Source organism: Flavobacteriales bacterium (assembly GCA_016712535.1).
Taxonomy (GTDB): Bacteria; Bacteroidota; Bacteroidia; order Flavobacteriales_F; family PHOS-HE28; genus PHOS-HE28.
In genome coordinates, this window is the sequence record JADJQW010000001.1 from 1 (window position 1) to 16,824 (window position 16,824).

Here is a 16,824-nt window from a genome sequence, read left to right on the forward strand (position 1 = left end):
GTCACCTCCTTTGAGCTCGGCGAACCTCAGAGTCGCTCCTCGGCCAGCAACAATCAACTCCAGCGGAATACTGGTGGGGTCGTCAATGCCACACTCCTCCAGCATTCGGAGAGCCACTGCCTGCCCCTTCGACTTCATTGGCTGCCGTCTTCGCGCTCCAAGGCCTCCATCAATTCCACGATATCAACATCATCAAGAACCGCGCGAACTTGTTCGTCAGTCCACTCGCTCAAATTGCGGAATTGAACCTGCGGCTTTCGTGCCTGTAAGAGTCGTTGAAGCACTTCGCCAGTTCTCTCAGCATTCTCGGCTACCTTTTCGCGAAGCATGTCCAAAGCCCTTGTGAGCAACCCAGTATCCCGTTCCTGCTGTTGCTTCGCCTTCATCAAGAAAGCGATGCGCTTGGCAACCTTCTTTCCATAGTCAGCCTCTGCATTCGGGTCTATCCCTTCATTAGAGAGATAAGCACGAGCAGCCTCGTCGTTCAGCCTCAAACTCTCTAACAAGAGCTCGTCGAAGGCGCGGAGAATCCTATCCCGTTGGTTGTCGCTCATTAATCGCGTTTGGCCCTGATCTTCTCAAGTCGTCGGTCAAGTCGTCGTATTGCGTTGTGGTATTCCTTCTCGGTCATCCCAATATTCTCCCTGATCTCTTCTGGTCTCGTTAAGCCATCGTACACGCGAGCATTGAAAATGAGGAGCTCGTCATCTTCTGCTCCAAGTTGTTCTAGTTGCTTCGCGAATTCAGCCACTACAGCTTCTTCGTAGGCCGCGATATCCACTGACCCGTTTTCGCCCGCAGCGAAGCCATCGAGATCAACATCGCCTTCCACCTTGAGCCGCTGCTTTCTGCCCCGTAGCCAGTTGCTGACGAGGCTGTCCATCGTGTCGAAAAGGAACAATTCAATATCTGGGTAGTGCCCCTTGTTCCATTTCCGACTTCCGGTGGCAAAGACTCGGCGCATACATTCCTCGACCAGTTCTCGAGCGGCATCGTGCAGTTCATCCTTGGTCCCCCTCACACGATGGCGCCGCTTCATTGTCGCCAGCGTGTGACTGACCAGTCTGGGCCAAAGCCGAGACCAGTCCAGAGCATCGAATAGCTCTGCAACCTCCTCTGATGTGGCGATTGACGACTCGGCTTCCATTGGCCTCCACAGGTAAGGGCTACCCTGGAGGGGAAATTTACCATGGACTGGTAAATCGGTTGGGGTGATCAGCCCTTTCCTGTGACAGCGGCTCCTCAATGTCGAGGTGCCCAAACACTGTAACGGAGATGAAGCATCAGGACGAAACCGAGAAGGGGTGGGGCTGGCCGTCAGCCTCTGAAGTTGACCATCAACAAGGAGGTCTACGAATGGCCCGAGCAGTACATCCTTGGCGCGGAGATCAGGAAGCTTGGCCACATCGGTCCGGACGAGCTGATCTTCCTGGCCATCAAGAAGCCTTGGGAGGATGAGCTGATCAAGGACGACACCCGCGTCAACCTGGCGCGCCCGGAGATTGAGCACTTCTTCTCCAAGAAGACCGTGACGCTGATCGTCAACGGCACGCCCAAGGAGTGGGACAAGCACACCATCTGCTTCGAGGATGTGGTGAAGTTGGCCTTCGGGGCCTATGACCCGAATCCGAACATCGTGTATACGGTGACCTACGATCGCGGCCCCAAGGAAAATCCCGAGGGTTCGATGGTGAAGGGCGAGTGCGTCTGCGCAAAGGACAAAATGATCTTCAATGTCACACGCACTGATAAGTCGTAGCGCCGACCTGAAGGAGACTGTTAGGATAACGGCGTTGGCGCCTTCAACCAACCGACACGAACCAGGAAGACCCGACCAAGAAGAGAGACCTGAAACCCAAGCGGAGCAAGTATGACATCGAGCTTGAGCCCTGGGGCAGAAGATCGCCGAGGCCATTTACGCTGGGCCGTTGCTGGGCGAGGCGGGGCATCACCGACATGATCAAGCGCGTGGTGCAAGCCAGCCTGAAGGGTGGAGATCGCGCACCTGAGGCCCCGGAGCAGGAAGGCAACCGGCGCAACGGGTATACGCCCAAGCAGCTGAAGACCTCCGGCGGGCAGGTGGAGATCGCCACGCCGAGGGACCGCGATGGGAGCTTCGAGCCGCGCATGGTGGAGAAGCGCCAGCGCGTACTGAACGCCGAGCTGGACCAGAAGATCCGGCATGTACGGCCTGGGGTTGGCCTCCGACATCAGCGCCCATATGCGGGAGCAGGTGGAGACCAACGACGCTGATCGACGCCGTGACCGACACGGTGATCGGGAACTGCGCAGGTGGCAGGCCCGCCCGCTGGAGCCGATCACGCCATCGTGGCTGGACGCGGCCTTCTTCAAGTCAAGCACGAGGGCCAGGGCGGCCGCGCGGTGTATACCGTGCTGGGCGTGGACCTCGATGGGTACAAGGACGTGCTGGGCATACGTGGAGGAGAGCGAGGGCGCGGCACTGGCTGGGTGTGCTCAGCGACCTGAAGCAGCGCGGGGTGCAGGACATCCGATCGCCTGCACAGACAACCTCAAGGGCTTCGACGATGCGATCGAGGCGGTGTTCCCCACCTCCGTGCAGGGCTGCATCGTGCACCGATCGCAACACGCTACGCCATGTGGGCTCCAGGAGTCAAGAACGTGCTGGCCGACGAGCCCATTTACAAGGCCCCCAACGAGCAGGCCGCTATTGGCCCTGGAAGCCTTCGCCGCCAAGTGGGAAGAGCGCTACCCACGAGCTGTGCAGAGCTGGACCAACAACTGGCCGCGTCTGAGCACCTTCCTGGGCTACCCCGAGCCACTACGCAAGCTGATACACCACCAACATCATCGAGGGCTACCACGCCCAATTGCGCAAGGCCACCAAGACCAAGCGGGTCTTCGATGGCGTCTCGCGGTGCTCAAGCTTATCTTTCTTGTGCAGCAGCGCATCGCCCGCGATAAGTGGCAGCGTCCCTGCTCAACTGGCGGTCCATATACTGACCATCGAGATCCTCTTCACCGACCGGATCCACCCATCAACAGCAACGAACAAGTTGTGAGTCTCCCCCGAACCCCTCGTTGAAATCCACTACAACAACATCAACAAGGTCAATTGACACAGTTCCCTGAACAGACCCACCTGAAGCGCCTTCGGGACGAGGATACGCCATTGAGATCCTCAGTGGTCACCTGGTCGTCCACGACATCCCCTACGTGAACGCGCGCCGAGAGCTCGCTCAGGGGAAGTTCGTTTGCCCGCTGAACCTGCAAGGCGATCGGACCGGACCGCCGCCCGACCATGTGATGTGGTTCGTGGGCGAGCATCCGTGCGACAGGGATGGTAACATCATCACCGCCATCCAGCACAGCGCGCACAGCGCGCGCTTGTCGGATGAGGTGGTGACGAGTTTCTCGTTCTCCAACAAGCCGCAGGGCGGCTATCCGAACTACTACGAGAAGGTCGTGACCTACACGAGGATCATCACGGCACCAGCCCGATCCATCGTCCCAGGTGCTACGGCCCAAACCTTCCGTGTGATGGTCGACGGCGAAGAGAACTCCGTGTTCAACTACATCGAGACGAACTCCAGCAGGGCCGGCATCACCGAACTGACCGCGAGGTTCGATGGGCTGCGGATTGGGATCATCGGTGTCGGCGGTACCGGCTCATACATCCTGGACCAGGTTGCCAAGACGCCTGTTGCGGAGATCCGGCTGTTCGACGATGATGACTTCCTTCAGCACAATGCCTTCCGTTCGCCGGGTGCAGCGACCAAAGCAGAACTTGAAGCGCGACCGAAGAAGGTGGACCACCAGTACGCCGCCTATTCCAAGATGCACAGGGGTATCAAGCCACATGCTGTTCGGATCACGGAGGACAACCTTGGTCTGCTCGATGGGCTGGACTATGTTTTCATCTGCATCGATTCCAACAGTGCCAAGGCTGTGATCCTCTCCCACCTCATTGAGCCCGGCATCCCGTTCATCGATTGTGGTCTGGGTGTCAACGTGTCCCATGGTGAGTTGATCGGGCAAGTACGCGTCACGGTGGGTACTCCTTCCTTCCATGAGCATCTGGCGAATCGTATTGGGAAGGCGGATTCAGATGATGACGAGTACGCCACGAACATCCAGATCGCCGACCTCAACATGCTCAACGCGTCGTTGGCTGTGATCAAGTGGAAGCAGCTTTGTTCGTTCTATCAAGATCAGAAGCAGGCACATCATGTCGAGTACGTCATCAGCACAGGGCAGATCACACGAGAAGAAGTTCCAGCACCGGTTCTCTGAGTTCATCCCAGAAGAACTGGAGGAAGGTGTGCTCTACATCACTGTGGAGTACGGGACCGTGGTGCATCTATGCCCTTGCGGATGTGGGAATCGAGTAGTGACGCCACTCTCCCCGACCGACTGGGAACTTCGGTTCAATGGGAAGGCGGTGTCGCTCAGACCCTCGATCGGCAACTGGAACTTCCCGTGTAGGTCGCACTACTGGATTGTTCGGAACAAGGTGCGGTGGGCTCGGCGGTGGAGTGACGATGAGATCGAGAAGGGGCGGCAGGAGGATCGAGAGCGAAAGGACAAGTACTTCAGAGGACCTGATGATGTTCGAAGAAAGGACTAGGTCCTGGGCCTCAACAACTGGCGCGAACAAGCGCGCTCAAGCCTCGATTTCCGCACCAACATACTCTTGGAACTGCTCGTCTACCGTAATCAATCGGTTGTTGGTTGTCTCGATCGCTATGGGATCCGTCATGAGTTCCCTGCCAACGTCCTCCGTGGACTTTCTCTTCCACGCTTGCGGCATGGGCTTGAAAATGACCTCCGGATCAGCCTCGTTTACCACCTTGGTGGTCTTCTTGTAGGTATCCGACATCTCGGTGTACATCATCCTCACGAACATAAAGACCGAAAGTAGATCGGCGTACATGTAGCCCACTTTTGCGTCCTGTTCTGTGAAGTAATTCGTATCCACATGATCGAAGCAGAGGTAACCGAAAATCGCCCGATCCACGTTCTCGAAGTTCTTCACCATCGATTTGAATTCGGGCGAGAGCTGGTTATTCCAAAGCGTCAAAGGAACGATCAACGTGGAGCGATAGTAGGCACTGTCCCCCTCTCCATTCGCATCCCAGCAGTCCTTCCACCTGCGAATGCGGCCCTCAACGAATTCCTTCGCCTTTTCAGGGTCGAGCCGCGGGTTCTTGTACTCGCCGCGTGCTGCAGCGGTCGGTATGTCGTTCTCGAGGAAGAACGTGCCGGTCTCCTTTATGCGCAAGTGGCCGGTATTGTTCTCGATCCGGGTGTTCGACTTGTACTTCACATCGGCATCACCGAACAATCTAATGATCGTCTCGTTCGACTCTACAGTCGAGTTCCCCTTCAAACAGATGCGTGGTTGTGCGCCAATGGAACGCAACGCAAAGTACTCAGCGAGCGACTGGAAGTTGTGCAGGGCAATTTCGCGCATCGCCGCATTCTGATGGTCAACGAGCGTCTTGTAGCAATTGCGGACCTCCTCCACGTCTTCGTTGTCGTACGCGATGCGCATAGCCTTGTGGCGCTCAGCGCTCATGTAGGCGAACTCGATCAACGCGCCTTGATTGTAGCAAACTGCCTTTTGCACTACTGAGGCCAAAACGCTGGACCCGTCGGACACCGCTTCTATCGTTGGGTTGTCCGCTTCCACGCTACCGTCAGTGAAGGTCACATCCGTGAAGATCCTCCATGGGCGGAAGAAATTCCGGAAGAAGTAGGCGGTCTCTGTGCGGAACCAGGAACCAAGGGAAAGTGACTTATCCATGTGTAGTCGGCTTTCGTAACTGTTTGAAGAACTTGACGGTCTCCATCCAAACAAAGCTGATGCAACAGATACCGCCCCCAACCAGTAAAGCATAGGCGACCGCCTTCGCCACAAGTGCTCCAACCGGTTCTTCCGCAACATGTTCGCCAGCATCGCCGCCCCCAATCCATTGGAACAGGCGCTGAAGCCAAAATGGAACCCGCTCGATCGCCAGATGGAACGCATAGACGATCACGAACGCCAAGAACGTATACAAGCTGTGAAGCAGTAGCCCCAACAACATCAGCACTGAGTGACGTTGATCCATGAAACTCCCGTAAATGTGAAGGGACGCGAAGCTAAGCGAAGCGCGCCAGGCGAACGTTGGCGCAGCCGGGAGATATAGGGTGCCCGCGCTCAAACAGTCGCAATTTGGGTCACTCTCGCCGCCGTTCGACCAAGTATCTGACCCAGTTCTCAACAGGGGGTGTGCATTGAATGCCAGAGCCTTACAACGACGCGGTCTTCTCCTTAGTGCTATGCTGCGGGCAACAGCCGTTTCCTGGTGCGCATTGAGGCCGTACCGACGAACACAGCCAAAATCTGACGCGACGGTCCGCCTTTCGCGTTAGGGATTATTCTATGACGTGTGCAAGGGTGTTCGTATCTCGTAAGGCACGCCCTTTCGGATCACGGCACAGACACGGTGGATGAGCTTGTTTCGCATGGCGTTGAAGACAAGCATCTTGTGTTTTCCCTCGGCCACCTTGCGGTCGTAGTAGGCGCGGAACTCACCGGTGTTTCGTGTTACGGCGACCACCGAGACATGCAGTAGAGCCTTGAGCGTATGGTTGGCATTGTGCGATACGCGGGTGCGCCCTCTGATGCTGGTGCCTGACCTGTTCTCGAAGGGTGCGCAGCCGACATGGCAAGCTAGCTGTCGCGGTGAGGGTGAACCGCGTGAAGCCGTCGGTGAGGGCCAGCAGGTGAGCCCAGGATGAGCCCAACGCCTTCCACGGACTTCAGCAGCTCGAAGCGCTTGCTCAATTCGGGCTCCGCGTTGATGGTGTCCTCATCATGCCTTCCAGTTCCTGATCACCTTGTCCAGCGCTTGATGGCCTTGTCGAACCGGGTGAACGGCCCGCGCAGGCCCTTGTCCATGAGCTTGTTCATGTCCTGATCGCCGCTGGTGCATGGTCTTGCGCATCACGTAGTTCTGGCGCTTGCTCAAGAGCTGCTTGAGCTTGTTCATTTTCAGCTGGTCAGCCGTGAACAACCGTGACTTGTCTTGGAAGCGACGGGCGTAGTCGGCGATCCTGAGCGCATCCACCCGGTCGCTCTTCCCCCGGGTCATGCCAATGCTCTGCTTGATGTCGTTGGGATGAGCAAGCCAGGTGGGGATCTCCAATTCCACCAACACTTCCAGCAGCGCATGGCCGTAGTAGCCCGTGGGCTCCAGGCAAGCCAGGTATTCCCCTTTGACCAGTGTGTACTCCTTGGTCCATCGGCGCAGTAACGCCTTCACGCTCCTGGTGGTGTTCTCCACCTTGATCTCTGCGGTCAGTGTCCCGCGTTCATCCAACAGGGCCACATCCAGTGTCGCCTTGCTCACGTCGATCCCGATCCAGTGTTTCATGTTCGTTTAATTTTGGGTGACACACGATCCTCTGGGGGAGCGCTGAGCATCGGGTCCTGAACTTGACAACCTAGTAGGCCGTGAGCCTCACATTCTATCCAAGCCTCAGACCTGAGGGACCGCAGGTACCGATAATCGCTATAGGTCATCACACCTTCGCAGCGGACTGGTTCACCTGGATCCGCTCAGCCTCCTTCGGAGGAATTGTTCACTTCGAAGATGCTTCATCTTCCAAGCGTCCAAGTGTAGAGTTGGACCGGAAAGCCCGCAAGCGAGGAACGAGCGCGGACTTGAAGGGGAAAGCCCGACGGCGCGCATTTGGCGCCGGAACGCCCTAACCTTCCCTGCACTTTGAAGTGGGCATTCAGTCTATTCTGGTCATCCATGCAACTATAATGTTGTATAATTGGACCGAAGGCCTATCTTCGTTCCACCTTGAAGTGCGATGACAACCGGCCGAGGTCGAAGCCTTCCTGCGAGAGTTCCACGCCCGGATGAAGGTCTGGGGCGTGTTCTTCCATGACAGGCGGGAGAAGAACACAACGGCCGTTTTCGAGTTGGGCATCACGCGCAACGAGCGCATCAAGGTGTTGAGCGAACTGACAGCGATGGACTATAGCGAAGGACCGATCACGGACTGGGACAATGGCCCGGCCCTCTGGGTCTTCGGCAAGGAGCTGAAGGCGCACGAACTGTACATCAAGATCACCCTGGGTGTGACCGGTGATGGCAAGGTCACCTGCATCTCTTTCCATGCTGCTGCGCACCCCATGAAATTCCCACTGCGATGAAACGGACCCTGAAGAGCCCAATAACCGGCAACGACATGGTGCTATGCCGGGAGAAGCGCACGATCCCCTTCCGCAAGGAGGAGTTCGAGATCATGTACCACTTCTACAAGGACACCGACGGTGAGCAATACACCGAGGAGTTCACCGATGAGGTGAACATCAATCAGGTGTACAACCAGTACCGCGAGCGTTTCAAGCTGCCCTATCCGGATGAGATCAAGGCGATCCGCACCAAGTACGACCTGAGCGCGGCCAAGATGAGCGACGTGCTGGGTTTCGGTGTGAACGTGTGGCGCAACTACGAGGCCGGCGAAGTGCCGAGCGAGAGCAATGCGCGGCTGATCCAGGTGGCCAACGATGAAGTCGAGTTCGCCAAGCTGGTGAAGCTGAGCGCGCACCTGGAAGAGAAGTCGAAGGAGAAGATCATCGCGCGCATCGAGGAGATGCGCAAGGCGAACGATGGTTGGCAGACGGTCTTCGGCACGGAGGAGTTCTTGATGGGAAGCAAGTCCAGTTCGGACCTGCCGGACAAGTTCACTGGCTACCGACGACCGAGCCTGGAGCGAACCCTGGAGCTGATCAAGTTCTTCACGGCCAAGCTCGCCCCGCACTTGTACAAGACGCGCCTGAACAAGCTGCTCTTCTATGCCGACTTCCGGCACTTCCAATTGCACGGCGTGTCTATCACAGGCGGCCGCTATCGCGCCATCCAGATGGGACCGGTTCCGGTGCAATACGCATCGCTATATGAGTATGCGCAGCGCGAAGGGCACATCAAGCTGAATGAACTAGAGATGAATGACGGCGGGATCATTGGGCAGTTCATGCCCCTGACCAGTGCGCCCTTCAATGCCGAACTGTTCGAGGAGTCGGAACTCGCAGCATTGAACGAGGTGTGCGAGCAGTTCAAGAACACAACGGCCAAGGAGATCGAGAACATCAGCCACGAGGAAGATGCTTGGAAGCAGCACGAGAAGGAGCACACGGTGATCGATTACAACCTCGCCTTCGGGTTGAAGGCATTTGATAAGCAAGACAAGTCATGACGTACTCACTACAACTCGCACAGCAGTATGGCTTTGGAACCGGGGACCGCATCATCGTTCCCAAGAGTGCTTGGAACATGGTGCAACACCACGCGCTGTTCTATGGCATTGGGCAGAATGGGCACGCACTAGTCGCCGAGAACAAGGAGGGGCGTGGTGTGATCCTTACAAGACTGGATGTGTTCCTGGCTGACGCCGGTCGCATCACGCGCATCATTCCATTCTCGGGCAGCTATCAGCAGCGGGTTGCTGTCTTGGACCGCGTCAATGCGCGACTTGGTCGTTGGTACGACACATGGAAGTACAACTGTGAGCATTTCGTGAACGAGGTGTTGCATTTCCGGACGGAGAGCCGTCAAGCCGATATCGGGAAGGCCCTTCTGGGAGGAGCCGCGGTCGTAGCTGGCATCTATGGTCTGGTCAAGTTGCTGAGCAAGTAGGTCTGTTGCCATGCCCACCGTTCCCGAGAACGCAGAAGCGTTCCAGATCAAGGTTCAGCTAGACGAGGTCCGCAACAAGTTCTTGCGACACTTCAGGGTGTCCGCTGAGAGCTTGACCCACTCTTACCATGCCATCAAGAACTACCAAGCTGATTTCCTTCCGGTGCTTGAGATGGACAGTCTGCCCTTCTTGGCGCAGGATCCGAGCGTGCAGTTGGACTGGGAAGCCCTTCGGCAACAGACCATGAATTGGCTGTTGAAGAATGCATTTGAGGACTTTGTCACAGGGCTGAACGAATCGCTCATCGAGGCATACAGATTCCTTCACTACCGGAATGCCGCGCATGCTACACGGCAGCGCCCATTCAGAGACAAGGAAGCACTAGAGCAGCAACTTCAGGGCATTGAATCTCAGCCGATGAGCTTACACGTTCCCAAGCTCATCGATGCAATTGCGGAAGAGATCAATGCGCCCATCCAACTCGTGCCTGAGATACTGTCGATCAACAAGGTCAGGAATTGTCTGGTGCACCGCAACGGCGTGGTTTCGGCACTAGACATCAACGACAAGGAGAACAACTCACTTCGCCTGACATATCTGGACCACATCGTTCATGTGAAGATCGACGGCCAACCCCACCGTTTGACGATGGAGCTCAAGCTGACTTCCCCAACGGTGCATGGCATAATGCTCGAAGCCCGTCCAACCACGCGCTCCTTCGCCCTGGGCGAGCGGGTCACCTTCGATACGAATCTCTTCAACTCCGTCGCCTTCACATGCATGAGCTTTACCGAGCAACTGCTCCATCAGCTCTGGCTCATTGTGCAGCGTGACAGAGAAGCGGGCTTGATGGAATAGCCAGCTACCGCGCCCAAGCCCGATATCTCGACGGCGATATCACGCAAGCCTCTTCCATGGAGCCGCTGAGCGTGAACATGCGCGGCTTCTTGCCAAAGTCGAACAGGCGGTAGAGCTTGTACTGCTCCGCGTTCTGCTTCGAGAAGTCCAGCTCGTTGTCGGTGATCAAGAAGGGTGTCTCCCGGTCGAAGTTGGTGGTCTTCACCTCGATGAAGCGCTCTTCGTACTCAATGTTGAACGAGCGGATGTCGTAGCCCATGCCATCGCCCTTGGTGCGGGATACCCATTCCACTTCGTTCGCCAGGTCTGCGCGGCCGTGCTTCAAGAGCTTCCAACGCTCGTAGCTGATGATCAACTCTTCGCCGCTCTGCCCCAGCTTGCGGCAGGCATGCTCCCTCGCCGCAAAGTCAATGATCTTGCCCGCGAACATCCGTTCCGTCGGTTTGGCGGCATAGGCCGGTGCAGGTTCCTCCACGAGGCTCGGCGCATCGAGCAATTCCTTCAGCCGCTCTTCCGGGGTCTGCCGTGTCGCGTAGCCGAGCAGCGCGGGGCGCAGGTCCGCGTGCGCATCCACATAGGCCATGACCAGCGGCTCCAGCATCCGTTGGAAGTTCTTCGCAGGCACCAAGCCTTTCAGAAAGGGCAGGTCGTTCAGGGCCAGCACCGCACTGATGTTCTGCATCTTGAACTCGTAGGACTTTGCAGTGCGCGCTCCTTCCGCTTCCAAGCTGCGATACACCGCGACCTTGTTCACCTTCTGCTGGGCCACTTCGCGCCGGAGCATGTCGAAGTAGGCCTCGATGGCCGCTTCGACTTCGTCCTGCTTCCAGCCGTCCATGAGGGAAATGTAGAATGCCCATCGCTCTCATCCACATCTTCCGCCCACCCCTTACATTGGAAACCACCGATCGACGGGAAAGCCGCCGGGCCGAATGAACGCTTCCGACATCATCTTCTACACCACGCCGCAGGGCGAGGTGCGCATCGAGGTCTTCTTCGAGGGCGAGACTTTCTGGCTGAGCCAGAAGAAGATCGCCGAACTCTTCGATAAGGATGCGACCACCATTGGCGAGCACTTGCGGAACATTTTCGAGGACGGGGAACTGGACCGGGAGTCAACTACCCGGAAATTCCGGGTAGTTCAGCGGGAAGGCGCTAGGGACGTGGAAAGACTGGTGGATCACTTCAACCTGGACGCCATCATCGCCGTGGGCTACCGCGCCAACAGCCAGCGCGCCACCCGGTTCCGCATCTGGGCCACCAACACCCTGAAGGAATACATCATCAAGGGCTTCGTGCTGGACGATGCACGGCTGAAGCAGGGCAAGCGATTCGGGCAGGACTACTTCGAGGAACTGCTGGAACGCATCCGTGAGATCCGCGCCAGCGAACGGCGCTTCTACGAGAAGATCACCGACATCTACAAGGAGTGCAGCCGCGATTACGGCGCGAACGATGAGGTCACCCGCCTCTTCTACAAGACCGTGCAGAACAAGCTCCATTGGGCCATTCACCGTCACACGGCCGCCGAGTTGATCGCCGAACGAGCGAAAGCGGAACAACCCCACATGGGGCTCACCACTTGGAAGAACGCGCCCGATGGCAAGGTGCTCAAGAGCGATGTGACGGTGGCCAAGAACTACTTGAACGCCGAGGAGATCAGCGAACTGGACCGCATCGTGAGCATGTACCTGGACTACGCCGAGAACCAGGCGAAGCGTGGCATCACCATGCACATGAAGGACTGGGCCGGGAAGCTCGATGCCTTCCTGCAGTTCAACGACTACAACGTGCTGAAGGACGCCGGCAAGGTGAGCCACGACGTGGCCGTGCAATTGGCCGAAGGCGAATACGAGAAGTTCCGTGTGCGGCAGGACCGCGACTACATCAGCGATTTTGACAAGGAGGTGCGCAGGCTCACCGGTGGGAGGCCTTCGGGAGAGAATGTGAGCAATCCGAAGGTGAAGAAGAATCGGTAGGGCGGTTCACATCCTCCCGTCAACCCCATTCCCCATCGGAAAGCCGTATGCTCGAACGCTTCTTCGGTTCTTCCAACTGCGCAACTCCGATTCCCGGTTCGTGGACCGGGACTCGCCGGCGCAAGATGCTCGTGTACATCCCCCTATGCACGGGGCTCACCTCCTGACCACGGTGTGCTTGAAAGCCTCACTGTAGCGCGATTCGGACTTGCCGTTCTTGTTGTGCTTGAACTTGCCTTTCATGGCTCACGCTATTGCGTAAACCCATTTCAGGACGAGTCAAAGCCAGGCCTGCCCCGACCGGCAACCCGCACCTGGCCTTTATTCCGTCTTCACGACCTTCTTGCTTCTCGTCCCGTCCTTGAACAGGGCATCAACGAAATACAGCCCGGCAGGGTAGGCGGATAGGTCGATGGTGGTGAGCGATCGACCGGGCGCCGAGACGATCAACGCACCCAGCGCGTTGCGGACATGGATCCTATCAGGCGCGATAGCGCTATGGACCTGGATCATGCCCTCGCTCGGATTGGGCCAGATGATCATGTCGGCACCACCATCAATGTCCGAGACGCTTGTGTTGAGGTCGCAGCCATCGATCGAGAACGCGGCAGCCGATGTGGACTGCACGGTGGTCATCCCATCATCGATGGTGAACCGCAGGTAGCAATCGTTCGATGAGACCGCAGGGATCTGCCATTGGTGGGTTCCCGAATTGGGTGCGTCGGACACGATGCTGGTGAACGGACCGAAGGGGCCCGCTATGGAGAGTTCGATATCGACCGTCGCCGTTCCCGGCGAAGGGACCATGCTGGTCCAATGGATGAATCCGGCGGATCCGGGAACAAAGCACTGCCCTCCGTTGGGATCGACCGGTGCGATGGACAGCTGGGTCGCTGGTGTGGATTGCAGGTAAACGCGCAGCCTGTTCCCGCTGCCTGGGTTCGCCCAGTAGACGATGTCCGAGTAGCCGTTGTGGTCCAGATCGGCCACCTTCAAGACATAGCCGGTCGTTTCCGGGATGGGGAGCGTTGCGGCCTGCATCCAGCTACCTGCGCCATCGCCCTCATAAATGGGCGATCAGGTTGCTCTTGTACGTCACCACATCAACATGACCATCCTGGCCCATGTCGCCCAACGCGACCAGAAGTCCGCTCTGCGAGGTGGTTGGCAGGCCGGTGGAGATGTTCACCCATGAACTGGTGGACGGGTCATAGGAGTAAACACGAACGTAGTTGCCCAGCGTGATGGCGATATCATCAGCGCCGTCGTGGTCCACATCGGCCACGGCTATCTCGAAATTGAAATCGCCCCATGCGCCGGAGTAGGGCAGGCCATTCTGCATGGGGGCGAAAGCACCGCTCCCGGTGTTCCTCCAGACCTGGTATGGCTGGGTATTGAAGGCGGTATTGTTCACGATGAAGTCGGGCCTGCCATCGCCATCGAAGTCCCCGAAGAGCAGGTCCTCACTTGAATTGTCGAAGCCGGCAGCGGACCCCCCCAACGATGTCCAGGTACCATTCCCGTTGTTCTTGTAGACCCAAGAGCCATCGCAGCAGCCGAAGGAGTTCGCCCCCAGATCGAGCAGCCCGTCGTTGTCCACGTCCGCCAGGTCACACCCGAACAAGCCCCAACTCTGTCCCTGCTCCGCCAGACCGTCGTCCCATGGTGTCCAGTTCAGACCTGTTCCGTCCCCGAGCACCACTTCCAGGAACTGATCGCCGAAGTCGGTGGTGCCATAGGCGTGGTGAACCCCATAGGCCACATCCATGTCCCCGTCATTATTGACATCCCCGAGTGCCACGCCTCCGTAGCCATGCACGCCCGACATGGTCTTGGTCCAGGCCGTGCCGTTGCCATTGTTCTTGAACACCATGATGCCCATCTCGTTGGCAACGACACCTCCCCAATGGTCGCCGACGGAGATGATGTCCACGTCACCATCCGCATCAATATCACCCAGGGCAAAGACGGTGTTCCGCTCTCATACACGTCCGCCAGCCCGGTGAGCACCTGTGCATAGGTGTATTGGGCCTTGGAATGGGCCGCGGCCATCGCGATCGCGATGAACAGGAGTGCTGATGCCTTCATGGTCATGGGATCCGTAGGATTTCGTGCAATGTATCGAGGTCATCGCCGTCCGTGGAGATGGAATTGATCCAGGGCCATGGCTTCGAAGCCACCCTCCGGCGCTCCATCAACCATGAAGATGGTCTCTTTCACGCGCTTGGCATTGCTTACCAGAAGTAGTGTAGAGTGCTCAGAAGCTACATGAACGGCTCTAACACGCTCCGTGCTTAAGGCCGTCGCAGATTCTTCTCCTCCCAACTCCGCCTTGGTCTGTCCGCTGCCCGCGAGGGCTTCGCGAAGCGATCGTGGCCGGCCTTCCTCACGCCAACACCTCCCCAACCCGTCCCGGTATCGCCGCATCGAACTTGGCCCAACTCGGATCGGCATCCGGTTCGCGCACACCGTTCACGCCTTGCAACGGGTTCACTACGGCGTACCACGCGGCGTTGTAGAGGCGCTTCATGAGCAGGCGGCGCAACCAGATGGAGGCGCGTTGTTGGTAAGTGGCGCCCACAAACGCATCGTCCACAGGGAAGTGTGGTTGCTTGAGGCTCTTGCCGCCGCCGCGCGACTTGTCATCATCCTGCATGAAGAAGACGAAGCCCAACCAGGGCGGCCGCGTGCCGATGAGGCCTTGCTCCGCCGCTTCGAGCAGATCCGTCGCGTTGCCGAGGATTCCTCGGTGCGGTTGTTCATGTTGTTGCCGTAGCTGCCCAGGATGCTCTTGAACTCCACGGCCGCTACGAGCACGCCTGGTGTACCACCACCACATCCCACTTCTTCTGCGGGCGGTAGAAGCCAGGGATCCGCAGGTTGCCACCACCACAATGCACTCTCGGGCGGCATACCCGCATCGATGAAGATCCCGCGCACCAGTTCGGAGAGCGGATCGAGATGACGACCGAGGTGACACCTGCACGCAAGCCCAGGTCCTTGTTACGCCGCCTTCGCGGGCCTTCTTCTCAGCTTTGGAGCGCAGTTTCCACAGCGCCAGCACTTCCTTGCGCGGATCCTTCTTCATCACTTGAAACCGGGCAGTGCGTTCAGTCCGTAAGCCTGCAACGCAGCACGCGTGGCGCCCGCGCGGTCGCGATCACGGAAGGCCTGGCGCGCGCATCCCGTTGTTCATCGCTGAGGCTTTCGGGCGCGGGCACGCGGATCATGCGCAGGTACTGCGACTGGAAGCGCATGGTGCCGTTGCGCATCTTCACGCCATAGGCGCTGCACGAAGAGCTCGGCCACTTCGGAGAGCAGCAGGCCGCCGAGTACTTCGAGGTCCCAGCCTGTACTGGTGATCCAGTAGAGGTTGTGATGCGGGTAGTGCTGCGCATCGAGTACCGGTGAGATGGTGCTGCTCATGTCCTGCAGCACCAGCTTGGGCCGTTCGCGCAAGCCCGCATGCACCTTGTCGATGGTGGCGTACCAACGGTCGGGGCGCTTCTGGGCCACGTGGCGCTTCTTTAGTGCTGGCGCATGTCGTGCGAAATAGGCGCTCAGCTTGGGGTGCGGTGACAAGTCCACCAGTTGGCCGTTCGCGTCCCAAGGGTTCACGAGGTAGTTGCCCTTCCATTGCACACGGCCCGTGGTGATGTCTGCCGAGGTGAGTAGCGGAAGGAGACGCTCAGCTTCCGCACAGTTCGCATCCTCGGTGATGAAGACCTCATCAGCACCAGTGGCGATGCCGATGCCCACTTTGGTGCCGGTGGCCGCATCTTCCAAGGGATGGAAGCGCTCGGCCATGTCCTCCAGAAACGTCAGCACTTCGGGTGAGCCACTGGGCCAGATCTCTTCGGTGCGGAACCAATCGGGCAGCACGCAGGCAGAGAACATCGGGTCGCGCACAGCACCGGGTGTGTCGTGCTCGAACCAGCTTGTTAATCGTGCGCCACCGAGCTCATTCAATTCGGCTTGTGCGTATGCATACAGCACGCGCCCTTGCACGCCGTTGCGATCATGGCGATCGCAGGATACGCGGACACCGGCGCTGCGAAGGCATCCACACCGTGCATCTCCGAACATGGCGTCCACCGCATAGTGCTCGCTGATGAGCTTGCGCAGTTTGCGTCCGTAGGCGTTGTGCTGCCAGCGGTCGGCCACGATGAAGCAGAGACGACCACCGGGTTTCAGCGAGCGCAACCCCTTCTCGATGAAGCCGACGAAGATGTCGGTGCCCATGGTCATGGTGCTCCACAGGCGCATGTAGGTGTTGCGCCGCTCCTCGAGATCTCTTGTGCCCGGATAT

Annotated in this window: 18 protein-coding genes and 1 pseudogene; 9 read left to right on the top strand and 10 right to left on the bottom strand. The window is 58.1% G+C overall.

What is annotated here, in order from left to right:
• Positions 1 to 134: 134 nt before the first annotated feature.
• Positions 135 to 554 carry a hypothetical protein gene (locus IPK70_00005; protein ID MBK8225539.1) on the bottom strand — a complete coding sequence of 140 codons (420 nt, stop codon included), beginning with the start codon at positions 552 to 554 and terminating at the stop codon, positions 135 to 137.
• The gene (locus IPK70_00010; protein ID MBK8225540.1) at positions 554 to 1,147 is read right to left on the bottom strand and encodes a hypothetical protein; all 594 of its coding nucleotides are present in this window, start codon (positions 1,145 to 1,147) and stop codon (positions 554 to 556) included. The genes IPK70_00005 and IPK70_00010 overlap by 1 nt, the downstream gene beginning before the upstream one ends.
• Positions 1,148 to 1,330: 183 nt before the next feature.
• Between IPK70_00010 and IPK70_00015 the strand changes: the two genes are divergently transcribed.
• From IPK70_00015 to IPK70_00030, 4 genes and pseudogenes are all read left to right on the top strand, one after another.
• Positions 1,331 to 1,759 carry a multiubiquitin domain-containing protein gene (locus IPK70_00015; GenBank protein ID MBK8225541.1) on the top strand — a complete coding sequence of 143 codons (429 nt, stop codon included), beginning with the start codon at positions 1,331 to 1,333 and terminating at the stop codon, positions 1,757 to 1,759.
• 197 nt (positions 1,760 to 1,956) lie between these two features.
• Entirely contained in the window at positions 1,957 to 2,253 is a 297-nt protein-coding gene (locus IPK70_00020) for a transposase (protein ID MBK8225542.1), read from the top strand.
• A complete protein-coding gene (locus IPK70_00025) occupies positions 2,183 to 3,064 on the top strand; it encodes a transposase (protein ID MBK8225543.1) in 882 nt (293 codons plus the stop codon). Before IPK70_00020 ends, IPK70_00025 begins: the two co-directional genes overlap by 71 nt.
• Before the next feature lie 30 nt (positions 3,065 to 3,094).
• Positions 3,095 to 4,272: pseudogene (locus IPK70_00030) on the top strand (ThiF family adenylyltransferase).
• A gap of 370 nt (positions 4,273 to 4,642) precedes the next feature.
• Here IPK70_00030 and IPK70_00035 read toward each other — a convergent pair.
• From IPK70_00035 to IPK70_00045, 3 genes are all read right to left on the bottom strand, one after another.
• Positions 4,643 to 5,785: a hypothetical protein gene (locus IPK70_00035; GenBank protein MBK8225544.1), complete on the bottom strand. Its 1,143-nt coding sequence runs from the start codon at positions 5,783 to 5,785 to the stop codon at positions 4,643 to 4,645.
• A 619-nt stretch (positions 5,786 to 6,404) separates the two neighbouring features.
• Positions 6,405 to 6,812 carry an IS110 family transposase gene (locus IPK70_00040; protein MBK8225545.1) on the bottom strand — a complete coding sequence of 136 codons (408 nt, stop codon included), beginning with the start codon at positions 6,810 to 6,812 and terminating at the stop codon, positions 6,405 to 6,407.
• A gap of 27 nt (positions 6,813 to 6,839) precedes the next feature.
• A complete protein-coding gene (locus IPK70_00045) occupies positions 6,840 to 7,400 on the bottom strand; it encodes a transposase (GenBank protein MBK8225546.1) in 561 nt (186 codons plus the stop codon).
• Positions 7,401 to 7,894: 494 nt separating this feature from the next.
• Here IPK70_00045 and IPK70_00050 point away from each other — a divergent pair, with 494 nt between their 5' ends.
• The 4 genes from IPK70_00050 to IPK70_00065 are packed head-to-tail and all read left to right on the top strand — an operon-like array spanning position 7,895 to position 10,536.
• Positions 7,895 to 8,191 carry a type II toxin-antitoxin system MqsR family toxin gene (locus IPK70_00050; GenBank protein MBK8225547.1) on the top strand — a complete coding sequence of 99 codons (297 nt, stop codon included), beginning with the start codon at positions 7,895 to 7,897 and terminating at the stop codon, positions 8,189 to 8,191.
• Positions 8,188 to 9,237, top strand: a complete 1,050-nt coding sequence (locus IPK70_00055; protein ID MBK8225548.1) for a DUF4065 domain-containing protein — start codon at positions 8,188 to 8,190, stop codon at positions 9,235 to 9,237. The genes IPK70_00050 and IPK70_00055 overlap by 4 nt, the downstream gene beginning before the upstream one ends.
• Positions 9,234 to 9,677: a hypothetical protein gene (locus IPK70_00060; GenBank protein MBK8225549.1), complete on the top strand. Its 444-nt coding sequence runs from the start codon at positions 9,234 to 9,236 to the stop codon at positions 9,675 to 9,677. The genes IPK70_00055 and IPK70_00060 overlap by 4 nt, the downstream gene beginning before the upstream one ends.
• A 10-nt stretch (positions 9,678 to 9,687) precedes the next feature.
• Positions 9,688 to 10,536: a hypothetical protein gene (locus tag IPK70_00065; GenBank protein MBK8225550.1), complete on the top strand. Its 849-nt coding sequence runs from the start codon at positions 9,688 to 9,690 to the stop codon at positions 10,534 to 10,536.
• A 4-nt stretch (positions 10,537 to 10,540) separates the two neighbouring features.
• Here IPK70_00065 and IPK70_00070 read toward each other — a convergent pair whose 3' ends face one another.
• On the bottom strand, positions 10,541 to 11,374 hold the full coding sequence (locus tag IPK70_00070; protein MBK8225551.1) for a DUF3883 domain-containing protein: 834 nt from the start codon (positions 11,372 to 11,374) through the stop codon (positions 10,541 to 10,543).
• 94 nt (positions 11,375 to 11,468) lie between these two features.
• Here IPK70_00070 and IPK70_00075 point away from each other — a divergent pair, with 94 nt between their 5' ends.
• Positions 11,469 to 12,515 carry a virulence RhuM family protein gene (locus tag IPK70_00075; GenBank protein ID MBK8225552.1) on the top strand — a complete coding sequence of 349 codons (1,047 nt, stop codon included), beginning with the start codon at positions 11,469 to 11,471 and terminating at the stop codon, positions 12,513 to 12,515.
• 321 nt (positions 12,516 to 12,836) lie between these two features.
• Here IPK70_00075 and IPK70_00080 read toward each other — a convergent pair whose 3' ends face one another.
• The 4 genes from IPK70_00080 to IPK70_00095 all read right to left on the bottom strand — a co-directional run.
• Complete coding sequence (locus IPK70_00080; protein ID MBK8225553.1) at positions 12,837 to 13,556, bottom strand: T9SS type A sorting domain-containing protein; 720 nt, start codon at positions 13,554 to 13,556, stop codon at positions 12,837 to 12,839.
• 22 nt (positions 13,557 to 13,578) lie between these two features.
• Positions 13,579 to 14,448: a VCBS repeat-containing protein gene (locus IPK70_00085; GenBank protein ID MBK8225554.1), complete on the bottom strand. Its 870-nt coding sequence runs from the start codon at positions 14,446 to 14,448 to the stop codon at positions 13,579 to 13,581.
• 453 nt (positions 14,449 to 14,901) lie between these two features.
• Positions 14,902 to 15,603, bottom strand: coding sequence for a hypothetical protein (locus IPK70_00090; GenBank protein ID MBK8225555.1), 702 nt, complete (start codon positions 15,601 to 15,603; stop codon positions 14,902 to 14,904).
• Positions 15,604 to 15,707: 104 nt separating this feature from the next.
• Positions 15,708 to 16,824 (bottom strand): hypothetical protein (locus IPK70_00095; GenBank protein MBK8225556.1); only part of this gene is annotated, 1,117 nt, incomplete at its 5' end.

Bases quoted from the DNA above. Each gene is read 5' to 3' on its own strand.
- IPK70_00050 (MBK8225547.1), top strand. From the start codon at position 7,895: ATGAAGGTCTGGGGCGTGTTCTTCCATGACAGGCGGGAGAAGAACACA.
- IPK70_00075 (MBK8225552.1), top strand. From the start codon at position 11,469: ATGAACGCTTCCGACATCATCTTCTACACCACGCCGCAGGGCGAGGTG.
- IPK70_00065 (MBK8225550.1), top strand. From the start codon at position 9,688: ATGCCCACCGTTCCCGAGAACGCAGAAGCGTTCCAGATCAAGGTTCAG.
- IPK70_00070 (MBK8225551.1), bottom strand. From the start codon at position 11,374: ATGGACGGCTGGAAGCAGGACGAAGTCGAAGCGGCCATCGAGGCCTAC.
- IPK70_00055 (MBK8225548.1), top strand. From the start codon at position 8,188: ATGAAACGGACCCTGAAGAGCCCAATAACCGGCAACGACATGGTGCTA.
- IPK70_00080 (MBK8225553.1), bottom strand. From the start codon at position 13,556: ATGCAGGCCGCAACGCTCCCCATCCCGGAAACGACCGGCTATGTCTTG.
- IPK70_00035 (MBK8225544.1), bottom strand. From the start codon at position 5,785: ATGGATAAGTCACTTTCCCTTGGTTCCTGGTTCCGCACAGAGACCGCC.
- IPK70_00025 (MBK8225543.1), top strand. From the start codon at position 2,183: ATGTACGGCCTGGGGTTGGCCTCCGACATCAGCGCCCATATGCGGGAG.
- IPK70_00090 (MBK8225555.1), bottom strand. From the start codon at position 15,603: ATGAAGAAGGATCCGCGCAAGGAAGTGCTGGCGCTGTGGAAACTGCGC.
- IPK70_00005 (MBK8225539.1), bottom strand. From the start codon at position 554: ATGAGCGACAACCAACGGGATAGGATTCTCCGCGCCTTCGACGAGCTC.
- IPK70_00010 (MBK8225540.1), bottom strand. From the start codon at position 1,147: ATGGAAGCCGAGTCGTCAATCGCCACATCAGAGGAGGTTGCAGAGCTA.
- IPK70_00020 (MBK8225542.1), top strand. From the start codon at position 1,957: ATGATCAAGCGCGTGGTGCAAGCCAGCCTGAAGGGTGGAGATCGCGCA.
- IPK70_00060 (MBK8225549.1), top strand. From the start codon at position 9,234: ATGACGTACTCACTACAACTCGCACAGCAGTATGGCTTTGGAACCGGG.
- IPK70_00045 (MBK8225546.1), bottom strand. From the start codon at position 7,400: ATGAAACACTGGATCGGGATCGACGTGAGCAAGGCGACACTGGATGTG.